The organism is Actinoplanes sp. NPDC051411, assembly GCF_040682075.1.
Lineage (GTDB): Bacteria > Actinomycetota > Actinomycetes > Mycobacteriales > Micromonosporaceae > Actinoplanes.
Genome location: NZ_JBFBAD010000079.1, coordinates 29,647 through 47,393 on the forward strand (window position 1 = coordinate 29,647; position 17,747 = coordinate 47,393).

18 protein-coding genes are annotated in these 17,747 nt (G+C 71.1%); 9 read left to right on the forward strand and 9 right to left on the reverse strand.

Going from position 1 to position 17,747, the window contains the following annotated elements; all coding sequences use genetic code 11:
* The first annotated feature begins 299 nt into the window (after positions 1-299).
* From AB0M88_RS34755 to AB0M88_RS34775, 5 genes are read left to right on the forward strand one after another with little or no spacing between them, the layout of a single operon-like run.
* On the forward strand, positions 300-2,051 hold the full coding sequence (locus AB0M88_RS34755) for a hypothetical protein (protein ID WP_364110040.1): 1,752 nt from the start codon (positions 300-302) through the stop codon (positions 2,049-2,051).
* Between the two features lie 10 nt (positions 2,052-2,061).
* Positions 2,062-2,763, forward strand: a complete 702-nt coding sequence (locus AB0M88_RS34760) for a VWA domain-containing protein (protein ID WP_364110041.1) — start codon at positions 2,062-2,064, stop codon at positions 2,761-2,763.
* A gap of 8 nt (positions 2,764-2,771) precedes the next feature.
* Entirely contained in the window at positions 2,772-3,509 is a 738-nt protein-coding gene (locus AB0M88_RS34765; RefSeq protein WP_364110042.1) for a PP2C family serine/threonine-protein phosphatase, read from the forward strand.
* 35 nt (positions 3,510-3,544) lie between these two features.
* A complete protein-coding gene (locus tag AB0M88_RS34770; RefSeq protein WP_364110043.1) occupies positions 3,545-3,955 on the forward strand; it encodes a PPOX class F420-dependent oxidoreductase in 411 nt (136 codons plus the stop codon).
* Between the two features lies 1 nt (position 3,956).
* Positions 3,957-4,529: a dihydrofolate reductase family protein gene (locus AB0M88_RS34775; RefSeq protein ID WP_364110044.1), complete on the forward strand. Its 573-nt coding sequence runs from the start codon at positions 3,957-3,959 to the stop codon at positions 4,527-4,529.
* Here the strand turns inward: AB0M88_RS34775 and AB0M88_RS34780 are convergent.
* Positions 4,516-5,562: a D-alanyl-D-alanine carboxypeptidase family protein gene (locus AB0M88_RS34780; RefSeq protein WP_364110045.1), complete on the reverse strand. Its 1,047-nt coding sequence runs from the start codon at positions 5,560-5,562 to the stop codon at positions 4,516-4,518. The two genes, AB0M88_RS34775 and AB0M88_RS34780, sit on opposite strands and share 14 nt — an antisense overlap.
* A gap of 235 nt (positions 5,563-5,797) precedes the next feature.
* Between AB0M88_RS34780 and AB0M88_RS34785 the strand changes: the two genes are divergently transcribed.
* Positions 5,798-7,135 carry a PQQ-binding-like beta-propeller repeat protein gene (locus tag AB0M88_RS34785; RefSeq protein ID WP_364110046.1) on the forward strand — a complete coding sequence of 446 codons (1,338 nt, stop codon included), beginning with the start codon at positions 5,798-5,800 and terminating at the stop codon, positions 7,133-7,135.
* Positions 7,132-8,331: a hypothetical protein gene (locus AB0M88_RS34790; protein ID WP_364110047.1), complete on the forward strand. Its 1,200-nt coding sequence runs from the start codon at positions 7,132-7,134 to the stop codon at positions 8,329-8,331. The genes AB0M88_RS34785 and AB0M88_RS34790 overlap by 4 nt, the downstream gene beginning before the upstream one ends.
* On the opposite strand, the gene AB0M88_RS34795 is transcribed toward AB0M88_RS34790, so the two are convergent.
* The 8 genes from AB0M88_RS34795 to AB0M88_RS34830 form a co-directional block, all read right to left on the reverse strand.
* Positions 8,289-10,034: an ABC transporter ATP-binding protein gene (locus AB0M88_RS34795; RefSeq protein WP_364110048.1), complete on the reverse strand. Its 1,746-nt coding sequence runs from the start codon at positions 10,032-10,034 to the stop codon at positions 8,289-8,291. The two genes, AB0M88_RS34790 and AB0M88_RS34795, sit on opposite strands and share 43 nt — an antisense overlap.
* Positions 10,031-11,752: an ABC transporter ATP-binding protein gene (locus AB0M88_RS34800; protein WP_364110049.1), complete on the reverse strand. Its 1,722-nt coding sequence runs from the start codon at positions 11,750-11,752 to the stop codon at positions 10,031-10,033. Before AB0M88_RS34800 ends, AB0M88_RS34795 begins: the two co-directional genes overlap by 4 nt.
* A 30-nt stretch (positions 11,753-11,782) precedes the next feature.
* Complete coding sequence (locus AB0M88_RS34805; protein WP_364110050.1) at positions 11,783-12,487, reverse strand: nucleotidyltransferase domain-containing protein; 705 nt, start codon at positions 12,485-12,487, stop codon at positions 11,783-11,785.
* A gap of 32 nt (positions 12,488-12,519) precedes the next feature.
* Positions 12,520-12,753, reverse strand: a complete 234-nt coding sequence (locus tag AB0M88_RS34810) for a hypothetical protein (protein ID WP_364110051.1) — start codon at positions 12,751-12,753, stop codon at positions 12,520-12,522.
* A complete protein-coding gene (locus tag AB0M88_RS34815; RefSeq protein ID WP_364110052.1) occupies positions 12,753-12,923 on the reverse strand; it encodes a hypothetical protein in 171 nt (56 codons plus the stop codon). Before AB0M88_RS34815 ends, AB0M88_RS34810 begins: the two co-directional genes overlap by 1 nt.
* 374 nt (positions 12,924-13,297) lie before the next feature.
* A complete protein-coding gene (locus AB0M88_RS34820; protein WP_364110053.1) occupies positions 13,298-14,017 on the reverse strand; it encodes a hypothetical protein in 720 nt (239 codons plus the stop codon).
* Between the two features lie 27 nt (positions 14,018-14,044).
* Positions 14,045-15,142 carry a 5'-methylthioadenosine/S-adenosylhomocysteine nucleosidase gene (locus AB0M88_RS34825; RefSeq protein ID WP_364110054.1) on the reverse strand — a complete coding sequence of 366 codons (1,098 nt, stop codon included), beginning with the start codon at positions 15,140-15,142 and terminating at the stop codon, positions 14,045-14,047.
* Positions 15,139-15,873: an NUDIX domain-containing protein gene (locus tag AB0M88_RS34830; protein WP_364110055.1), complete on the reverse strand. Its 735-nt coding sequence runs from the start codon at positions 15,871-15,873 to the stop codon at positions 15,139-15,141. The genes AB0M88_RS34825 and AB0M88_RS34830 overlap by 4 nt, the downstream gene beginning before the upstream one ends.
* Before the next feature lie 170 nt (positions 15,874-16,043).
* On the opposite strand from AB0M88_RS34830, the gene AB0M88_RS34835 reads away from it, so the two are divergent.
* Both AB0M88_RS34835 and AB0M88_RS34840 read left to right on the forward strand, forming a co-directional pair.
* Positions 16,044-16,628 (forward strand): SigE family RNA polymerase sigma factor, encoded by a 585-nt coding sequence (locus AB0M88_RS34835; protein WP_364110056.1) that lies wholly within the window; start codon positions 16,044-16,046, stop codon positions 16,626-16,628.
* On the forward strand, positions 16,558-17,682 hold the full coding sequence (locus AB0M88_RS34840; RefSeq protein ID WP_364110057.1) for a hypothetical protein: 1,125 nt from the start codon (positions 16,558-16,560) through the stop codon (positions 17,680-17,682). Before AB0M88_RS34835 ends, AB0M88_RS34840 begins: the two co-directional genes overlap by 71 nt.
* Positions 17,683-17,747: the final 65 nt, after the last annotated feature.

Here is a 17,747-nt window from a genome sequence, read left to right on the forward strand (position 1 = left end):
GGCCTCCCCCTCATCGGCATCGGCTGATCCCGGCCGGGGACGGAACGGTGCCCGAGCCGGACCAGGGCCGAAAGTGGACGAGCGGGAAGTCGGCCGAGCGGGCACTCTTTTCGGCTCCGAACAGGACCGGGGAACACCGGTTCACGGCCTCTGCGAAGATCGTCGGGGGCTGACCAGCGGACATTCCGAAATCGTCGAATGCGGAACCGCGGGGCCGAAAAGACGAGGTGGCCTCGGCCCTTTTCGACGCGGCCGAAAGGCGGTTTCACACAGCGATATCGGCTGGTCACACTGGGCCGATGCTGACGGCAGACGGAAAGCCGGTAGTGCTCGGGGCGCTCCTGGGCCGGGGCGGCCAGGGCGAGGTGCACGCGGTCACCTCGCACCCGGGCATGGTGTGTAAGACGTACTTCCCGGCCACGATGGTCAAGGATCCCTCCCTGGCCCGGCGGCTCGCCGCGATGATCGCGACCAGGCCGCCGGAGCGGCGCGACCGGGCCGGCCACCTGCTGGTCAGCTGGCCCGAGCACCTGGTGATGGACGGCGCCGTGGTCGCCGGCTATCTGATGCCCCAGGTCGACCGGGCCGACACGGTCGAGCTGCACCGGGTCACCAACCCCAGCGACCGGCGGGCGGCCGGTGGCTGGGCGAGCCGGTTCAGCTGGCGCTATCTCGTCCGTACGGCCGGGAACCTGGCCCTGGCCACCCAGGTCCTGCACCGCGGCGGCACGGTGATCGGCGACTTCAACCTGAAGAACATCCTGGTCTCCAGCCGGGCCCTGATCACCCTGATCGACTGCGACTCGATGCAGATCACCGACCCGGCCACCGGCGAGCGGTTCTTCTGCCCGGTCGGGATGGCCGAGTTCCAGCCGCCGGAGCTGAAGGGCGCCGACCTGTCCCGGACGGTCCGGCACCCGTCGAGCGACCACTACGCGCTGGCGATTCACCTCTACCAACTGCTGATGGAGGGCGAGCATCCGTTCCGGGGCGTGTGGAACGGTGTCGGCGACAAGCCGGACGTACCCGTGCTGGCCCGCGACGGCATGTGGGCGGGCCGGGCCGGCGGGCTGCTCCGGCCGCGTCCGGCCGCGATCGGCGCCGAGCTGCTGCCGCCGGACATCCGGGAGATGTTCCGGCGGGCGTTCGAGGACGGTGCCGCCGACCCCGGCCGCCGGCCCACGGCAGACGAGTGGCACAGCGCGCTGGTCCGGCTGGAGGGGCGGCTACGGCAGTGCGCGGCGAAGACCGAGCACTGGTACGACGGCCGGCAGCCGGACTGCCCGTGGTGCGCCCACGAGAACCGGCGCCCGGCCCAGGTCCCGCTCCCGCCCGCCGCGCCTACGATGATCATCCCTCCCCCGGCAGCTCCCCCGTTCCCGCCACTGTCCTTTGTCGTGCCTGCTCCCCCGCAGCGGCGTCGCCGGTCGCGGGCCGCGGTTCTCGCCGTGATCGCCGTGGCCGGGCTCGGCATCGTCTTCGGCGGCCGGGCGCTCGCCGGGTCCGGCTCGGGCAACTCCTCGGCGACCGGCGGGCCCCTCGGGGCGTACACCCAGCAAAGCGGGAGCGGCGCGGACAGCGGGACCACAACGGGGTCCTCGGATCCGAAGGCCGAGGCGGTGGCGCTGCGCAAACTGCTGGCCGGCTCGAAGGCCGACCGCAAGAGCATCCTGCGGGCGATCCCGGACGCGCGGTCGTGCGGCGACCCGTCCGGCGACGCGCAGACCTTCCGCACCGCGCAGAGCCACCGCAGCACCCTCCGCGACCAGGTCAGCTCGCTCGACCTCTCGGCGCTGGACGGCGGCCCGCAGATGAAGTCCGAACTCACCGACGCGTTCACCGCCTCGGCCGAGGCCGACGGCCACTACGCCGACTGGGCCGACGGGCTGAGCGGATCGTGCAGCCGTTCCTCGGCCGACGACAGCGGCGACTACGCGGCGGCGTTCTCCTCCTCGCAGACCGCCGACAAGCACAAGAAGGCGTTCGTCACGCTGTGGAACCCGATCTGCCAGGACAACGGCTGGCCGGCCATTACCGACCTCGACATCTGAAGGGCTGCTCATGGACTTCACACCCCGGGTCAAGGACGACAACCCCGACCCGCGCATCGCCTGCGCGCTGCTGCTGGACACGTCGTACTCGATGAACGGCGAGCCGATCGACCAGCTCAACCAGGGCTTCAAGCTGTTCTGCGAGGAGATCCGCAAGGACGAGCTGGCGGCCAAGCGGGCCGAGATCGCGGTGATCACCTTCGGCGGGATGGCGCGGGTCGAGATCCCGTTCACCGAGGGCCGCGACCTGCAGCCGCGCACGCTGCAGCCGAACGGCAACACCCCGCTGGGCGGCGCCCTCGATCTCGGGCTCAGCCAGATCGAGTCGCGCAAAGCCGAATACAAGCAGTCGGGCCTGGAGTACTACCGGCCGTGGATGTTCGTGCTGACCGACGGGGCCCCGACCGACGGGCCGGCCTTCGCCGCCGCGGTCGGCCGGGTCCGGGCGGCCGAGACGGCGCGCGGCCTGTCGGTGTTCGGGATCGGCGTCGGCCCGCACGCCCAGATGGACGCGCTCACCCAGCTGTCCGGCCAGCGGGCGCCCGTACGCCTGCAGGGGCTGAGCTTCAACGAGTTCTTCAGCTGGCTGTCGGCCTCGTTGAGCAGCGCCTCGCAGTCGAACGCGTTCGGCACCAGCGACAACTCGGTCGCCCAGGCCGAGTCGGCCCAGCAGATCCCGCTGCCGTCGCCGGCCGGCTGGGCGACGGCCTGACCGCCGCCATGTGGAAGATCATCGGAGGGTCGGTCGCCGGCACCTCGCACACCCGGGTCGGCAAGGGCTGCGAGGACGCCCACGCCTGGCGGCTCGGCTCCGGCATCGTCTGCGCCGCCGTCGCCGACGGCGCCGGCTCCAAACCGATGTCCGCCGCCGGCTCGGCGATCGCGGTCGAGACCGTACGCGAACTGGCCGGCAACCTGACCGGCTGCGACCCCGTTCCACCGCCCGAGCAGTGGCTCCGGGCCGTCTTCGACGAGGTCCACCGCCGCATCGCCTCCGAGGCCGGCGGCCGCGAGCGCGACCGCCGCGACTTCGCGACCACACTCGCGATCGCGGTGATAATCGGCGACACGCTCGGCATAGCCCAGATCGGCGACACCGTGGTCGTGGCCGGCGGCCCGGCCGGCTACGAGACGATCGACCCGGACGCCCACGACGAGTACGCCAACGAGACCGTGTTCGTCACCCACCACGACTTCGCCGACCGCATCCGCCTGACCACGCGTCCCGCGCCCACGGTCGACGAGCTCTTCCTGTCCACCGACGGCCTCCGCTACAAGATCCTCGACAACCTGGCCGAGTCCAAGCCCTACACCCCCTTCTTCACCGACGTGGCGGCCTACGCCCGCACCCCGTCCGCCACCAGCGACGCCATCGTCAAATTCCTGGACGGCGTCGACGACCAGACCGGCGACGACCTGACTCTGGTGGTCGCCGTCCGCGAGGCGGAAGGCGGCTGAAGGACCGGCTCCGAAGATTGATCTAGGCTGGCCTCATGTCTGACAAGCCCATGCCCGACGCGGTCGCCGAACTGCTCCGCCAGCCCAACCCGGCCGTCATGGCGACCCTCGCGAAGGACGGCCGCCCGGTTTCGGTCGCCACGTGGTATCTCCTCGAGGACGACGGGCGCATCCTGCTCGGCCTCGACAAGACGCGCGTCCGCATCAAGCACATCCAGCGTGACCCGCGCATCTCGCTGACCGTGCTGGCCGCCGACGACTGGTACACCCACGTCAGCGTCCAGGGCCGCGTCGTGTCGATCGCCGACGACGAGGGGCTGCGCGACATCGACCGCCTGTCGACGCACTACACCGGCCACGCCTACCCCAACCGGACGAGCCCCCGCGTGAGCTGCCAGGTCGAGATCGAGCGCTGGCACGCCTGGGGCAAGCTCCGCGACGCGTGACATGGCCCGTCTGATTTTCGCCGCCCAGACGTCCGCCGACGGCTACATCGCCGACGCGAGCGGCGATTTCGGCTGGGCGGCGCCCGACGACGACGTGCTGGCGGCGATCAACGACCTGGAACGCCGGCTCGGCACGTTTCTCTACGGCCGCCGGCTCTACCGCCCGATGGCGTTCTGGGAGACCTACCGGGCGGAGCCCGACCAGCCGCTGATGCGCGAGTTCGGCGAGATCTGGCGGGCCGCCGACAAGGTCGTCTATTCGACCACGTTGCCCGAGGTCACGACGGCCCGCACCCGGCTCGAGCGTACGTTCGACCCGGCCGCGGTCCGGGCGATGAAGGAAACCTCGGAGCGCGATCTGAGCGTCGGCGGGCCGGGTCTCGCGGCCCACGCCCTGCGGGCGGGCCTGGTCGACGAGGTACGCATGTTCGTCTACCCGCTGGTCGTCGGCGGAGGCACCCGGATGTTCCCGGACGACCTCCGCCTCGACCTGCGGTTGCTGGGTGACCGCCGCTTCCCGAACGGCGTGATGTACCTGCGCTACCAGGTCGGGTACCCGGTCAGCTCCCCGTGATCGACCAGTGCCAGGGCTCGGACGGCAGGTTGGCGAAGCCGTACTTCGCGGCGTTGGCGGCCAGCCACTTGTAGGCCGGGCTGGTGTGGCTGGGGATCGTCTTGCCGCCGGTGCTCAGGTCGATCGCGAGGCCGAGTTCGTGCAGTGACCGGCCGGGGATCGCGGTCGGCACCCGGCACGACGAGGCGGGCGCGGTCCAGACGTCCGGGCAGCCGTTGGTGGTGCGCAGCGCGATCTGCTGCGCCTTGGTGCGGAACCCGCCGCCCGACATCTTGATCCCGGCCTTCGCCGCGTCGTCGATCAGGTGCTGGAACGGGTACGCCACGATCTTGTTGACGGTGATTCCGTACACCTTGGTCGTGTCGGCGGTCGTGAACGTGGCCCGGGTCTGGTCGACGACGTTCTCGCTGAGCGCGGACGCCTGGGTGGCCACCGACGTGATCAGCGCCGGCATCCCGGCGATCTTCTGCTGCGCGTCGGCCACCGCCTGGTTCGCGGCGACGATCGCGGTCGTGGCGGTGGCGACCTTGGCCGCCGCCGCGGTCTGCGTGGTCCGCGCCGCGACCAGCGCGTTCCAGGCGGTGCGCAGCGCGGCGTCGCGGGTCTTCACGGTCGCGTCGGCCGAGTTGAGCGCCTTCTGCGCCGCGGCGACCCGGGTCTTGCTGACCGGTTTCGCCTTCTGCGCCGCGGTCAGGGCGGTCCTGGCGGTGGCGGCGGCGGTCCTGGCGGCCGCGCAGCTCGTCTTGGCGACCTCGTCCTTCACGGTCACGCTGGTCAGCTTCACGCCCGCCGTGGTGGCGGCCATCTGGGCTTTGACCAGGTCGGCGTTGCGGGCCGGCACCGCCGCCTTGAGGGCCGGCAGCGACGCGGTCAGTTTGGCCGACGCCGTGTCCAGGTCGAGCTTGCGCTTCATCAGCTGCGACCAGGTAACCCCGGCGGTGGCCGGGCCGGGCGCGGAGGTCGCGGCCTGTGCGGGTACGGCCGAGCCGGCGACGGCCAGCAGCACCGCCAGGGCGAGCATCGGTTTCCTCACAGCGCACGGCCTCCCCAGGACGACGCGGGCACCGGGCGGCCCACGAGCATGGGGATGAATCGGTGGCGCGGGCCACAGCTTGAGGAAAGTGCTCAAGTCTGCGGGGTGCGGCTCGGTTGCCGTTCGGCAGGATGCCCCGCGCCACCCGGGGTTCACCCCCGGTTCCGCCCCGGGACCGATGGATTCCCGGGCGTACGATCTTGGCCGTACGGGTGGGCGGTGGAAGGCGGTCGGCGTGACCAGGTCCCTGCTGACGGTGTCGCTGGTGGCGGCACTGGCACTGTCCCTTTCGGCCTGCGGCGCGGGCAAGCCGGCACCGCAACCGACCGCCACCTGCCCGTCCGCGGCCCCGGTGACCACGCTCCCGGCGCCGGTGGGCAACCCGGGTCCGGGCCAGGTGCGCTGGTCGGTCCTGCTCGACCGGTGCGCCGGCGCGGCCCGGTCGGCGTTCAGCGACATCCGCAGCCAGGAGATCGGCACGGTGGGGCCGGGCAACGAGTTGATTCTCGACCTGAACGGCACGATAAGCCGGTTCGATCTGTCCACCGGCGCCCGTTCGTGGCAGCGGAAGGTGGTCGCGCCGGCCGCCGCGAGCGACTTCGACCGGGTCGAGGCCACGTCCGACCTCGTGCTGGTCACCCTCACCGCCCGGTCGGACGACAACAAATTCACGTTCCTCGACGCCCGCACCGGCGCGCCGCTGGGCGCGCTGGGCCAGGACCTCGGCGGCCTCGCCGAGCTGGTCGGCGGCCACGTCGTGATCAGCGCGCACGGCACCGTCAGCGGATACGACCCGCGAACCGGGAAGACCGGCTGGCAGGTGAAATACACCCGGCCCCCGGACGACCCGTACTCGAACGAGGTGGCCCACGACGACACCACGCTCTATCTGGAACCACCGGGCGGCGCCTCCGGCGAGATCATGCGGATCGACGCGGCGACCGGCCACCGGCTGCCCCCGCTGCGGCTCCCCGCGGCCGCGGGCCTGACACCGTCCCGGATCGAGCTGTTCGGCGCCGCCCAGGGGAGGCTGGTGCTGGACGAATACGGCACGACGCGGACCTCGGCGCCGCCCGGAGGCACCGGCGTCTACCAGGTCGTCCGCGGCGTCGCCGTCGACACCCGCACCGGCGCCCTGGCCTGGTCGCGGCCCGGGCAGATCACGATCGCCGACAGCGGGCCGTTCACCGACTACGGCGACGACGGCGCCTACACCGCGATCGATCCCCGCACCGGCCGGCCGACGTGGACGATCGCCGGCAACGCGCTGGACACCGGCCCCGGCCGCTACAACGTCGAGCCTCTTGCGGACCATCTGGTGCAGGCGGCCGAGGGCGGTGCCGACCTGTCCGAGGACCCGGGAAGACTCCTGGGCGTGCCGCCGGCCGGCTTCGCGAAAGCCCACCCCGCCTGGCGTTCGGCCGCGCTGCCCCGGCCCCAGCTCGTCGCCGCCGACCAGCGGACGGCGGTGGTCACCACCTGCGACGCGTGGGGAAATCCGGTGAACCCGGCCGGCTGCGCCGATCGCGAGCTCGTCGGGATCGCCCTCACCCAGCCGCAGGCCGGCCGGTGAACCCGCTCGGCCCCCGGCCCTGGCCGGTCACGATGGGCGCGACCGCCGCCGTGGTCGCGGCCGCGCTCGCGACCGCGCTCAGCGTCCTGCTCGGACTCACCCAGCAGGAGATCGCGAACGCCTCGTCGGCGGCCCGGCAGGCGACCCTGTTCTCCGATGTCTACACCGACAGCAGCGCGATGGACGCCGACCTGACCCAGATCATGCTGCTCGACGACGCCCCGGCGCTGGCCGCGCAGAGAGCCGAGGCCGTCGCCGGCTATCGGAGCGACAGCAACGCGGTCGACGCGGATCTGGCCTCGCTGTCCGGTGACCGCGTGTCCACCCGGGACACGCGGCAGGACCTCACCGCCTACCGCGCCCGGGCCACCACGGCCGAAGCCGCCCCGACGCGGGCGGCCGGCCTGAGCGCCTACGACGACGCCACCGCCCTCGCCCACCGGAAGTTGCTGCCGGCCGCCCGGTCAGCGGCCGGCAACCGGGCCGCGGGCATGGACAACGCCGTACGCCACGAACGCGTCCTCAGTGTGTTCGGCACCGTGGTCGCGATCCTGCTCGGACTGACCCTCCTCGCCCTGGCCGGGCTGGTGCTGCTGATCAGCCGCCGGCTCTGGGGCCGGAGAATCGGCCGCCCGCTCGTGGTCTGCGTGCTGGTCACGCTGGCCGTGGCCGGGGCTTCGGTCACGATCTTCCACCTCGGCGACGCCCGCGCGCGGGCCGGCCGCGACGACGTCACCGGCTTCCTGGCCCTGGACCGGGCCGCGGGCGGGGCGTACGACGTGGCCGCCGACCCGGCGCGTTATCTGATCACCGGGAGGGACCACGAGTGGTCGAAGGACGCCGCCGATGAGGAACCGCAGGTCCAGCGATCGGTCGCCGGTGTGACCCGGATCGAGTGGTACGCCTACGGCAACACGCTGACCGGTCTCTTCGCCGGCATCGACCAGGGCCGGATCGCGGCGGCCGACGTGTCGCTGTACAACGCGGGTGGCAGCGCCGCCGATGGGTTCAGCGCGTTCCGCGGTTCTCTGCTCGCGAGCGAGCTCCCCGTCATCTCGGCCGGCGGGCAGCGGCTTTCCACCGCCCGGTCCCTCTACCTTGTCTGGTACGTCATCCCGGTCGCCACGATGCTGGTCGTGCTGTTCCTGGCCGGTCAGGCCGTCCGGCGCCGGTCCGGGACACCGTCGATCCGGTAGGCGGTGGCCTGGATCTGATACAGCTCGGCGTACGTGCCGCCCACCCGCATCAGCTCCTCGTGGGTGCCCTGCTCGGTCAGGCGGCCCCGGTCGAGCACCACGATCAGGTCGGCGCCGGTGACGGTGGAGAAGCGGTGGGAGACGATGACCGTGACGGCGCCGGTGTGGGCGGCCAGGTGGCGGGCACGGTCCATGTAGCGCTCGAAGATGGCCTGCTCGCTCGGGGCGTCGAGCGACGCGGTCGGCTCGTCGAGGATCATCAGGAGGGGGTCGCGGCGCATCGAGGCGCGGGCCAGGGCCAGGCGCTGCCACTGGCCCTCGGACAGGTCGATCCCGCCCAGCCGGCGGCCGAGCAACGTGTCCAGGCCGGCCGGGAAGGTGCCGTCGAGCGCGCCCAGCACGCGGGAGGTGTCGTCGAGGTGGGGCAGGTCGCCGAGGCCGACGTTCTCGCGGACCGTGGTGTGGAAGCGCCCGAAATCCTGGAACGCGGCGGTCGAGCGGGCCCGCCATCGCGCGGTGTCCAATGCCGACAGTGCCACCGAATCGACGGTTATCCGGCCGGAATCGGGCCGGTAGAACTTTTCGAGCAGCTTGACCAGCGTGGTCTTGCCCGAGCCGTACTCGCCGACGATCGCGACCACCGAGCCCGCCGGCAGAGTCACGCTGACGTTCTCGAGGGCCGGCCGATCGGTGCCGGGATAGGTGTAGCCGACGTCGTCGAGTTCGATTCCCTCGACGAGCCGGGCGGCCGGTTCCTCACGAGCGGTCCTTTCGGCCCGGGCGTGGTCACGCAGCCACCGATAGGGCTCGACATATTGCCGGGAACCGGCGGCCGCCGACGTGCTCTCCACCGTGTTCTGAATGGACGACCGCAACGTGACCGCGACCGTCACCAACAGAACCAGGTCACCGGCACTCGCGGTCCGGAAAGCGGCCACCAGAATCCCGCCGACGAATCCGGCCACGAACACCGTCCAGCCGCCGAATGACCAGGCGCCGGCCGACGCGTACGCCCGCAGCCGGAGCCGCATCGCGGCGCGCCACGCACTGCTCTGCAGCTCGACCACCGACCGGCCGGCGCCGGAAACCCGCAGTTCCCGGCCCGGCCCGGCGGTCGTGCCGAGTTCGAAAAGGTGTTGCTGGAGGCGGTAATCGGAGGCGGTGCGCAGATCGGCCCGTTGAATCGCGCGGGTGCCGCGGCTGTCGCACCAGATCGGCACGGCCGCGAAAGCGAGCAGAAACAGCAGCCACGGGCTGATACTTCCGAGCAACAGCAGGACGATCAGCAGATTGAGAATGCCGGCCACCGTGCGAAGGCCGTTCCACGCGCCGCCGGCGAGCCGCCCGCCGGCCTTGCGCACCAGCGCGACGCGGTCGAGGAATTCGGGGCGTTCCAGGTCGTCGAGGCTCTCGATCGAGGCCAGGTCGCGGTGGATCCGCGGGTGCACGTCGAGGCGGCCGACCCGGTCGGCGATGCTGACGGTGACCGAGTCGGTGATCTCCTGCGCGGCGATGAGCAGGGCATAGGCGACGGCCGCGAGGGCGGCCGCGGGCACCGAGGTACGGTCGACGGCCGCCCGCAGGGCGAAAGCGCTGGTGGCGATTCCCGCCACGCGAACCACCAGCGAGACAACGGCGAGAGTGGTCAGCCCGGGAACCCGGCGCCACGACAGGCGAAGCATTTCCGCCCACAGCCTGATCATTGAAAACGCTCCGCCTGGGTCCGGAACAACTTGGCATAGGCGCCGTCGAGGTCCATCAATTCGTCGTGGGTGCCGCTCTCGGTTATGGAGCCGCCCTCGAGCAGCACGATCCGGTCGGCCTGGCGCACCGTGGAGAGCCGGTGCGAAATCAGCACGACGCCGGTGTCGCCGCGCTGCCCGGCCAGACGCCGGAAGACCTCGAATTCGGTGCGCACGTCGAGATGCGCGGTCGGTTCGTCGAGAACGAGAAGGCGGGCACCCTTCTGCACCGCATAAAGCGCGCGGGTCAGCACCAGTTGCTGCCATTGACCGCCGGACAGATCGACACCGCCCGGCCGGTTGCGGCTCAACGGCGTCTGCCAGCCCCGCGGAAGCCGTTCCAGCACCGGCCCGAAACCGGCCCGGGCGGCGGCGACATCGGCGGCGGCCAGGTCGGGCGGCTCGTGCGCATAGCCGAGCGTGACATTGTCGATCGCGCTCAATTCGTAGCGGATGAAGTCCTGGAAAACCACGGAGAGCCGCGTGTCACCGCTCGTAACGCGGCCGCTCGTCGGCGGATAGAGACCGGCCAGCAATTTGATCAGCGTGGATTTCCCGGCCCCGTTCAGCCCGACGATGGCCAGCAGTTCGCCCGGCCGGATCTCGAGATCGAGGCCGTCGATCACCATGCGCTCGGTGCCCGGATAACGAAAGCCGACATTCTCGAACCGGACCAGCTTCCCCTTCTTTGCCGGTGGTCCGGCCGGGCGCGCCAGGCGCGCTTTCAATTCCCCGTACGCGTCGAGCACCTCGACCGCGCCGACCATCTGATAGACCATGCCCCCGGTTCCGATCGCCAAAAAGACCGTCCACGCGGCCACCAGCACCGCGGTCTGCACCGCAACCGTCGTCGCGCCGCCGGCCGCGGCGCGCGTGACCAGGACGTAGGCCGGGAGCAGGCCGGCCAGCGCGAGCCCGAACTGCAGCCAGGACTGCCGGGACACCCGGCCGATGTGCGCCCAGAACGGCCGGTTGCCGTCCTCGATGTGCCGCTGCATCCGGGCCACCATCCAGTCGGCGAACCCGAACACCCGCACGTCCTTCCCGGCCGCCGCCTCCCGCCAGACGTCGGCGTGCAGTTCCTCGCGCATGGCCCCCTGAAGCTTGGCGACGGCGGCGAAGTACTGGCGGGTGCGCAGCGCGAGGCCGAGAATCGCCGGGACCAGAAGTACCGGCACGAGCCACCACCGGTAGTGGGCGAGGACGGCGCAGGCGGCGGCCACCCCGATGAGCCCGGCGAACCATCGCAGCTGGACGAGCGCGCCGTCGGCCGGGCTGGTCACGCCGTAGTCCGGTTCGGCGCCGGTCCGCCGGATGAGCGCCTGCACCTCCGGGTCCTCCAGCGGCGCGATCCCGTCAGCGCCGGTGGTCAGCAGGAGAATGTCGCGGCGGTGACCGCCGTCGATCTGGGCCCGGGCGGCGAACTCGAGCGGCTTGGCGAGCGCGTCGGCGGCGTGCCCGGCCAGCACGACACCACCGAGCGCGAGCACCGGCACGAACGCGGCGCCGGCCGGATCGGCCGCCCCCTGCACCCGGCTCACCGCCCAGCCGAGAACAATCGCCATCGCGCCCGGCACGCAGGCCGCCGCCACCAGGACCGCCGCGAGGCTCCCCGCCACCGGCGGGCTCGCCGTGCGCAGGGCACGCAGCAGAGTCAACCGGTCGCCGAGCGCCTTCATCGACCACGTCCCTCCCGATTCCCTCCGTTTCTAGCCGGGCCGGTCAAACCCCGTCGCGCGAATCAGATCGATGTCGCTGCCCCACTCGTCGAGCACGTCGCCGTGTCCGCGACTCCGGGCCAACGCCTCGACCTCGGCGAACAGCCGGAGCGGCGCGGCGACCACACTCGCCGGCGCCAGAGCGGCGTTCCACTGCCCCGGCAACGGAAAATTCTCCAGCTCCCAGCCGAGATACTTGTTGTACGGCCGAAGCCGCCCGTGCAACGCGAACACGGTCTCCAGCAGCCAGGGCACGCTCTCCATCTCGTCCAGCCGCGCGGCGTCGGCCCGGCCCTCCCGGCGGCTCTTGGCGCACCGGTAGAGCTGATTGACGTAGGCGTCCAGCGCCGCCCGCGCCCGCCCGGCCGCCTCCTCCGGACTCAGGCTCGCCTGCTTCTCGACCAGCGCGGCGACACCGCCGTCGAGCCGGTCGAGCAGCACCCTGGCGCCGCGGAAGCCATAGCGCGGCCAGCTCACCGACGTGTCAGCCAACGCCGCGACGGTGCACACGACCTGGTCGAGCGTGGCCGTACGGGTGGCGTGCCGCCAGGGTTCCGCCTGCTCAGCCACCACCACGGTCACGTCGTAGTCGGACCAGGCGGTGGCCAGGCCGCGAGCCCGCGACCCGGTCAGCACGACCCCGAGAACCCCCGGGTCACCCTCCGCCCGAGCCAGAACCTCGTCAAGAACGCTCACTTTCCTACTTTCCCAGCCCCGCCCGCGCCACGTCAGCCCGGCTCACCGACGGCCCGGCGCAGCCGCCGGATCCGGTCGCCGCCCCGCCGGTACTCGTGAACGACCCAGTCCTTCCCCTCGGCCGCTACCCCTTCCAGAATGTGCAGGGTATTGCGCAGCCCAGCCGCGTCGACGGTCAAGTCGGTCACCGTGCCGGGCGTCTCGCCCTTCCCCGCCCGCTCGTCCCGGGAGCCGGTCACAGGCACCTCCAGCCGGTAGCCGCTCATCAGGTCAGCTCGAACGTGCGCTCGTACCTGTCGCCCTCCGTCACACGGACCGAGGCGACGGCGTCGAAGCGGTAGTTGGTCCGCTTGCGGTCTCCGGCAGTGACCTTGAGAAAGTCGAGCTCGACATCGACTTGGCGGACGCCGTCGGTGGTGAGTAGGAAGAGCAGCATCTGATAGCGGGAGAACCGCCAGGGGCCCTTGTGTTCGCGGGCGGCCTGGCACGCGATCGCACTCCAGCCAGTCCGCCATCTCCGAGTCGCTCGGCGTGTCGGCCAGCTTGGCCACCCAACGGTCGTACGCGGCTCTGCTCCGGGTATAGATTTCCCGGTTCTCCGCGAGTTCGTCGGCAAACCGGCGCCGCTCGACGGCGATGCGAAGAAGGCTGATCGCGCCGGCCCATCCACTGACGACTACCAGCGGGACGGCGATCGCTGACCCGGTGCCGGATGAGCCAGGCGATCGCGTCCGCGTCCACGTCGCTCTCGCGATACGAGGTGACGATCTCGTCGCGAATGGCGCCGCGCAGTCCGTTCGTCCCTTCCAGTCACGTCTGCCGGTCCACCCCGGGGGGCACGTATCGCCGGAAACACGCGCGGAAGATCCGGCCGACCTGCTCGACGAAGCCACCGACGGGCGGCGGCCGGCGCTGTCGAGGCACTCCGTGGAACTGTCGTTCCTTCGCCCGCGACCGTTCATTGCGGAAACGCCAGTCCGTCCCGGCCCGCGCCCAGAGCACACCGAGCAGGACGCCGGCCACATAGGCGAGGATCGCGGAAAGTCGCCCTCGTTGAAACACGAGCAGGCCGAGGTAACCGGCGGCGATGACGAAGACGAAGCCGCCGGCCAGGAGCCGGAGCGCCTCCCAGCCGGTGGTCCTTGCCGGTTCCGGCCACACCATCCGAGGGGGCTCCGGCTCCGGCTCGAAGAACTTCCAGGCCCGGTCCTTCCTGCCGTGGTCGTGCTGACCGGCTGCGGCGTCCCGGACGGTCTGCCACCACGCGTGGTCCTCAGACGGCCCCTTGAGCAGCATTTCGAGATGACGGGTGATCTTCCGTCGCTGGACTTCGCCGAGCTTCTCCAGGTCTTCGAGCTCGGCTGACCGATTCTGGTCCTCGTCCGCGATGCTCTTCAGCAGCCCTTCGATGAACCGGACCCCGTCGGCCCACTCGCCGGGGCCGGATTCGGTCTTCTCGTACGCCGCCTCGACCCGGGAGAAGTCCTCCTTCGACAGTATCTGGAGAGCCCGTCCGCTCAGGAGCGCCAAGAGCAGGTGAAATCGGCTGGCCGGGGTTCATCGCAGGCTTCTGACCGAGCTGATGATGGTGGCCAGGCGGGTGCTGAGTTCGGGTTCTTCGCTCACGAGGCCGCGGAGCTTTTTCAGCATTGTCGTCAACGACCGCAGGTTCGGCGGACTGTCGGTCAGGGCCTTCTCCGCCTCGGAAAGCTCGGCCTCGGCGGCGCGGTAGTCGTCCTCGTCCAGTGTTCCGGCCGCACCGGAGCGATGGAGGTGGCGCCGGAGGCCGGCCAGTTGCTCGGCGAGGTCGGCGTTCGCCGCCGGCCTCTCGTTGATGCGGATGCCGCCGTACACGTGGCCCGCCTGCACGCCGACCCGGGCGTTGCCCGACGCGATGTTTCTGAACGCTTCGGAGACTTCTCTCTCCGGGCTGTCGGGCGCGGCCCGGGACAGTTCGGTGGCGAGGGCCATGGCGAAGGCCGCCGCCGCGGCGACTGCCTTGGGCTGCCACCGGTCGCGGTCGGTGGTTTCCTTGGTGCCGTCGGCCCGGTCGCTGATTCCCCGGATCACCAGGGCGGGAAGTCCTCCGCTGAGATGTGCGGCCTGCGCGATGCCGGCGCCTTCCATCTCGATCGCCAGCGCGTCGTGGTAGTGCTCGCGGACCCACCGGGCCTGACCGGACACCCGGGAGTTCAGCACGACCTCGCCGGCGGCGATCGGGCCGAAATGGATGCGGGCCGGGAAGGTGCGATGGACGTGGCGCGCGATCTGTTCGGCTCGGTGGGAGGTCTCCCAGGTCCGCGGCCGGCTTTTGGCGCCGCCGTCTTCGCTGGTGGCGCCGTGGTACGCGTAGATGTGTGTAGCCACGACGAGGTCTCCCAGCTCGATGGTGGACTGCAGCGCGCCGGCGACGCCGACGAAGATCAGCGCGGCCGGGGCGAACACGGCTATCGCGCGCTCGGCCAGCACCGCCGCCGGGTGGTTGCCTTTGCCGACCAGGGCCAGGGCGATCTCGGCCCCGCCGTCGGCCAGGCGCCCCACTTCGAAGCGGGTTCCGTGCTCGTGGGTGCGCACCATGGGGTGGACGAGTCTTTCCCGCACCGCCGCGTACTCCAGTTCCAGCGCGGTGAGGATGACGATCGGCCGGGTCTTCATGGGGCGTCTCCTTCCTGGGCGTCCGCGGCCACGGACCGGGCCATCGGGGGGTTGAGCGCTTGACGTGGCCCGGCGCGGAACAGCTGGGCGGGACGTCCCGTGTCGGTCGCACGGGCGGATTCGACCGGTACGACGAAGCCGTCGGCCCGGCGGACTTTGCGGTAGAAGTTGCGCGGGTCCAGCCGGATGTCCCAGACGGCCTCGTAGACCCGCTGCAGCTCGGAAAGGGTGAAGACGGGTCCGCAGAACGCCGTGGCCAGGGCGGAGTGTTCGAGTTTGCGGCGCGCGCGTTCGATGCCGTCGCCGATGATGAGCCGGTGGTCGAAGGCGAATGTCACGTCGCCGGCCAGCACGCGGCCGGCCGGTTCCCAGCGCGCGTGAGCCGCATCGGTGCCGGCGACGGGCTCCGGCAGGCGGGGCAGCACGGCCAGGTAGGCCACGGAGATGACGCGCCCGCGGGGGTCCCGGGCCGGTTCCGCATAGACGCCGAGTTCCTCCAGGTGCAGCGAGTCGACGAGGAGTCCGGCCTCCTCGGACAGTTCTCGCCGGGCCGCCTCGTGTAGCGGCTCGTCGCGGTGGCTGAGGAATCCGCCCGGGAGTGCCAGGTGTCCCCGGAAGGGTTCGATGCCGCGTTCGACGAGCAGGACGTGCAGTTCGCAGTCGCGCAGGGTCAGGATCACCAGGTCGACGGCCAGCATCACCTCCGGCGGCGACCATGTGTAGTCAGACATGTACGCAGAGTACGTACTTGTCACTCTGACAAGCGGCGCCGGCCACGTCATTTTCAGATACGTCGATATCCGGCCCGCGCCCATGGCGGCGGCCCGTCAAAATAGGCGCCGCGCATGCAACCCGGCCCACGCCGCCGCGCCTCTTAGCGGTGACGAAGGGAGAACCCACCTTGGGAGCCGAAGACGCGGACGAATTCCGCGAGTTCGTCCGCGGAAGGTTCGAGCCGCTCCGTGCGCTGGCCTATGTGACCTGCGGTGACTGGCAGGCCGCGGAGGACGCGGTGGCCGGGGCCCTGGCGAAGCTCTACCTGCGCTGGAACAAAGTGGCGACGCCCGACGCGTACGCCCGGACGATGGTGGTCCGGGCCGCGATCCACGAGAAGCGGCGGCCCTGGCGCCGGGAGCGGGCGGTCGGTGACGCGCTGCCCGAGGTGGCGGGGCCGGATCCGTCCGGCGCGGTCGACGAGCGCCTGCGGTTGACCGCCGCCTTGAGTTATGTGCCCACGCGGCAGCGGGCGGTGCTCGTCCTGAGGTTCCTCGAGGGTCTCAGCGTCGAGGAGACCGCTGAGGTCCTGGGGTGCCGGCCCGGCACCGTCAAGAGCCAGAGCGCGCGGGGGCTGGACACACTGCGAGCCGTGTTGGCCGCCGAAGACATCACCCTGCACGCGTACGAAGGGAAGGGCAATGTCCTACGACATTCAGGACGTCTTGAAGTCAGTACAGGGCGGGGCGCCGGCACCGCACACGACGACTGACGACATCATCGGCCGCGCCAGACGGAGGCGGGCCCGGCGTACCGTCGGCACCGCCGCGGCGGGTGTGGTGGCCTGCCTCGGCCTGGTCCTGGTCGCGGCGAACCTGCCCGGCGGCCAGGGTAACGACGGGGGCATGCCGGCCGCCGGTCATCCGGCCGCGAGCCAGCCGACCGGGCCGGTGCCGCCCGAGAAGCCGCTGCCGGTCAAGCGGATCGACTTCAGCACGACGCTCGGCAGCTATCGGGTGGGCCCCTACCAGGTCGGCCCGGCCGGCCAGGTCACGGCGGGCTACCAGCAGATCCCGGTCTACCGGGACGGCGAGACCTGGCAGGACGACGCCACCAAGGTCGACTATCCCTATGCGGGATCGATGATCACCGTCTACGCGCCCGGCGTGTACGACCCGGGATCGTTCACGTTCGGTGAGGACGCGACCCTCAAGATCAGCGACCCGTACACCGTCAAGATCGGCGACCGGGCCGGTCTGGCGATCGACTTCACCTATTCGGTGCCCGGCAACGAGAGCACCAAGTTCGTGCGGACGGCGCTGGCCTGGCAATACAAGACCGGCGCCTGGGCGACGCTGGTGCCGAACTACAACCACGGACCTCTGCCCCGGGCCGACGCCGTGCAGATCGCGGCCGGGCTGGTCACCTCGGCCAAGAAGCAGCAGCTCAAGGTGCCCTACAAGCTGGGTTACCTGCCGAAGGGCTGGCAGGCGGTCGCGGTCGACCAGCCCTCGTTGCAGGTCGGCACCACGCTCTCGGCCATCTACCTTCACCAGGGTCCGGAGGCCAACCCGGCCACGGTGCAGGACGGGTCGGCGCCGGGGACCATCAGCATCGGGGTCTATCACGGCCGCGACTCGAAGGATCCGCTGGTCGAGGGCCTGAACTGCTTCGCCGCGCGGCACGAGTGCACGATCCTGCGCGGTGACTATCAGATCTCCGTCGGTTCGTGGGACCAGTCCGACGCGATCGTCAAGAAGATCGCCCAGGGCCTGCAGTTCAAGGACTTCGGCGATCCGAGCACCTGGATCGTCCCGAACGCCTGACGTGAAGCGGCCCGGGAAACCGGGCCGCGGGACCACCCGACGAAAACACACCAAAAATGGGTGTT

Coding starts and splice junctions, on each gene's coding strand:
- AB0M88_RS34815 (WP_364110052.1), bottom strand. CDS start 12,923: ATGCTGCTCTTCCTACTCACCACCGACGGCGTCCGCCAAGTCGATGTC.
- AB0M88_RS34840 (WP_364110057.1), top strand. CDS start 16,558: ATGTCCTACGACATTCAGGACGTCTTGAAGTCAGTACAGGGCGGGGCG.
- AB0M88_RS34775 (WP_364110044.1), top strand. CDS start 3,957: ATGGCCCGTCTGATTTTCGCCGCCCAGACGTCCGCCGACGGCTACATC.
- AB0M88_RS34810 (WP_364110051.1), bottom strand. CDS start 12,753: ATGAGCGGCTACCGGCTGGAGGTGCCTGTGACCGGCTCCCGGGACGAG.
- AB0M88_RS34800 (WP_364110049.1), bottom strand. CDS start 11,752: ATGAAGGCGCTCGGCGACCGGTTGACTCTGCTGCGTGCCCTGCGCACG.
- AB0M88_RS34760 (WP_364110041.1), top strand. CDS start 2,062: ATGGACTTCACACCCCGGGTCAAGGACGACAACCCCGACCCGCGCATC.
- AB0M88_RS34825 (WP_364110054.1), bottom strand. CDS start 15,142: ATGAAGACCCGGCCGATCGTCATCCTCACCGCGCTGGAACTGGAGTAC.
- AB0M88_RS34755 (WP_364110040.1), top strand. CDS start 300: ATGCTGACGGCAGACGGAAAGCCGGTAGTGCTCGGGGCGCTCCTGGGC.
- AB0M88_RS34795 (WP_364110048.1), bottom strand. CDS start 10,034: ATGATCAGGCTGTGGGCGGAAATGCTTCGCCTGTCGTGGCGCCGGGTT.
- AB0M88_RS34765 (WP_364110042.1), top strand. CDS start 2,772: ATGTGGAAGATCATCGGAGGGTCGGTCGCCGGCACCTCGCACACCCGG.
- AB0M88_RS34830 (WP_364110055.1), bottom strand. CDS start 15,873: ATGTCTGACTACACATGGTCGCCGCCGGAGGTGATGCTGGCCGTCGAC.
- AB0M88_RS34770 (WP_364110043.1), top strand. CDS start 3,545: ATGTCTGACAAGCCCATGCCCGACGCGGTCGCCGAACTGCTCCGCCAG.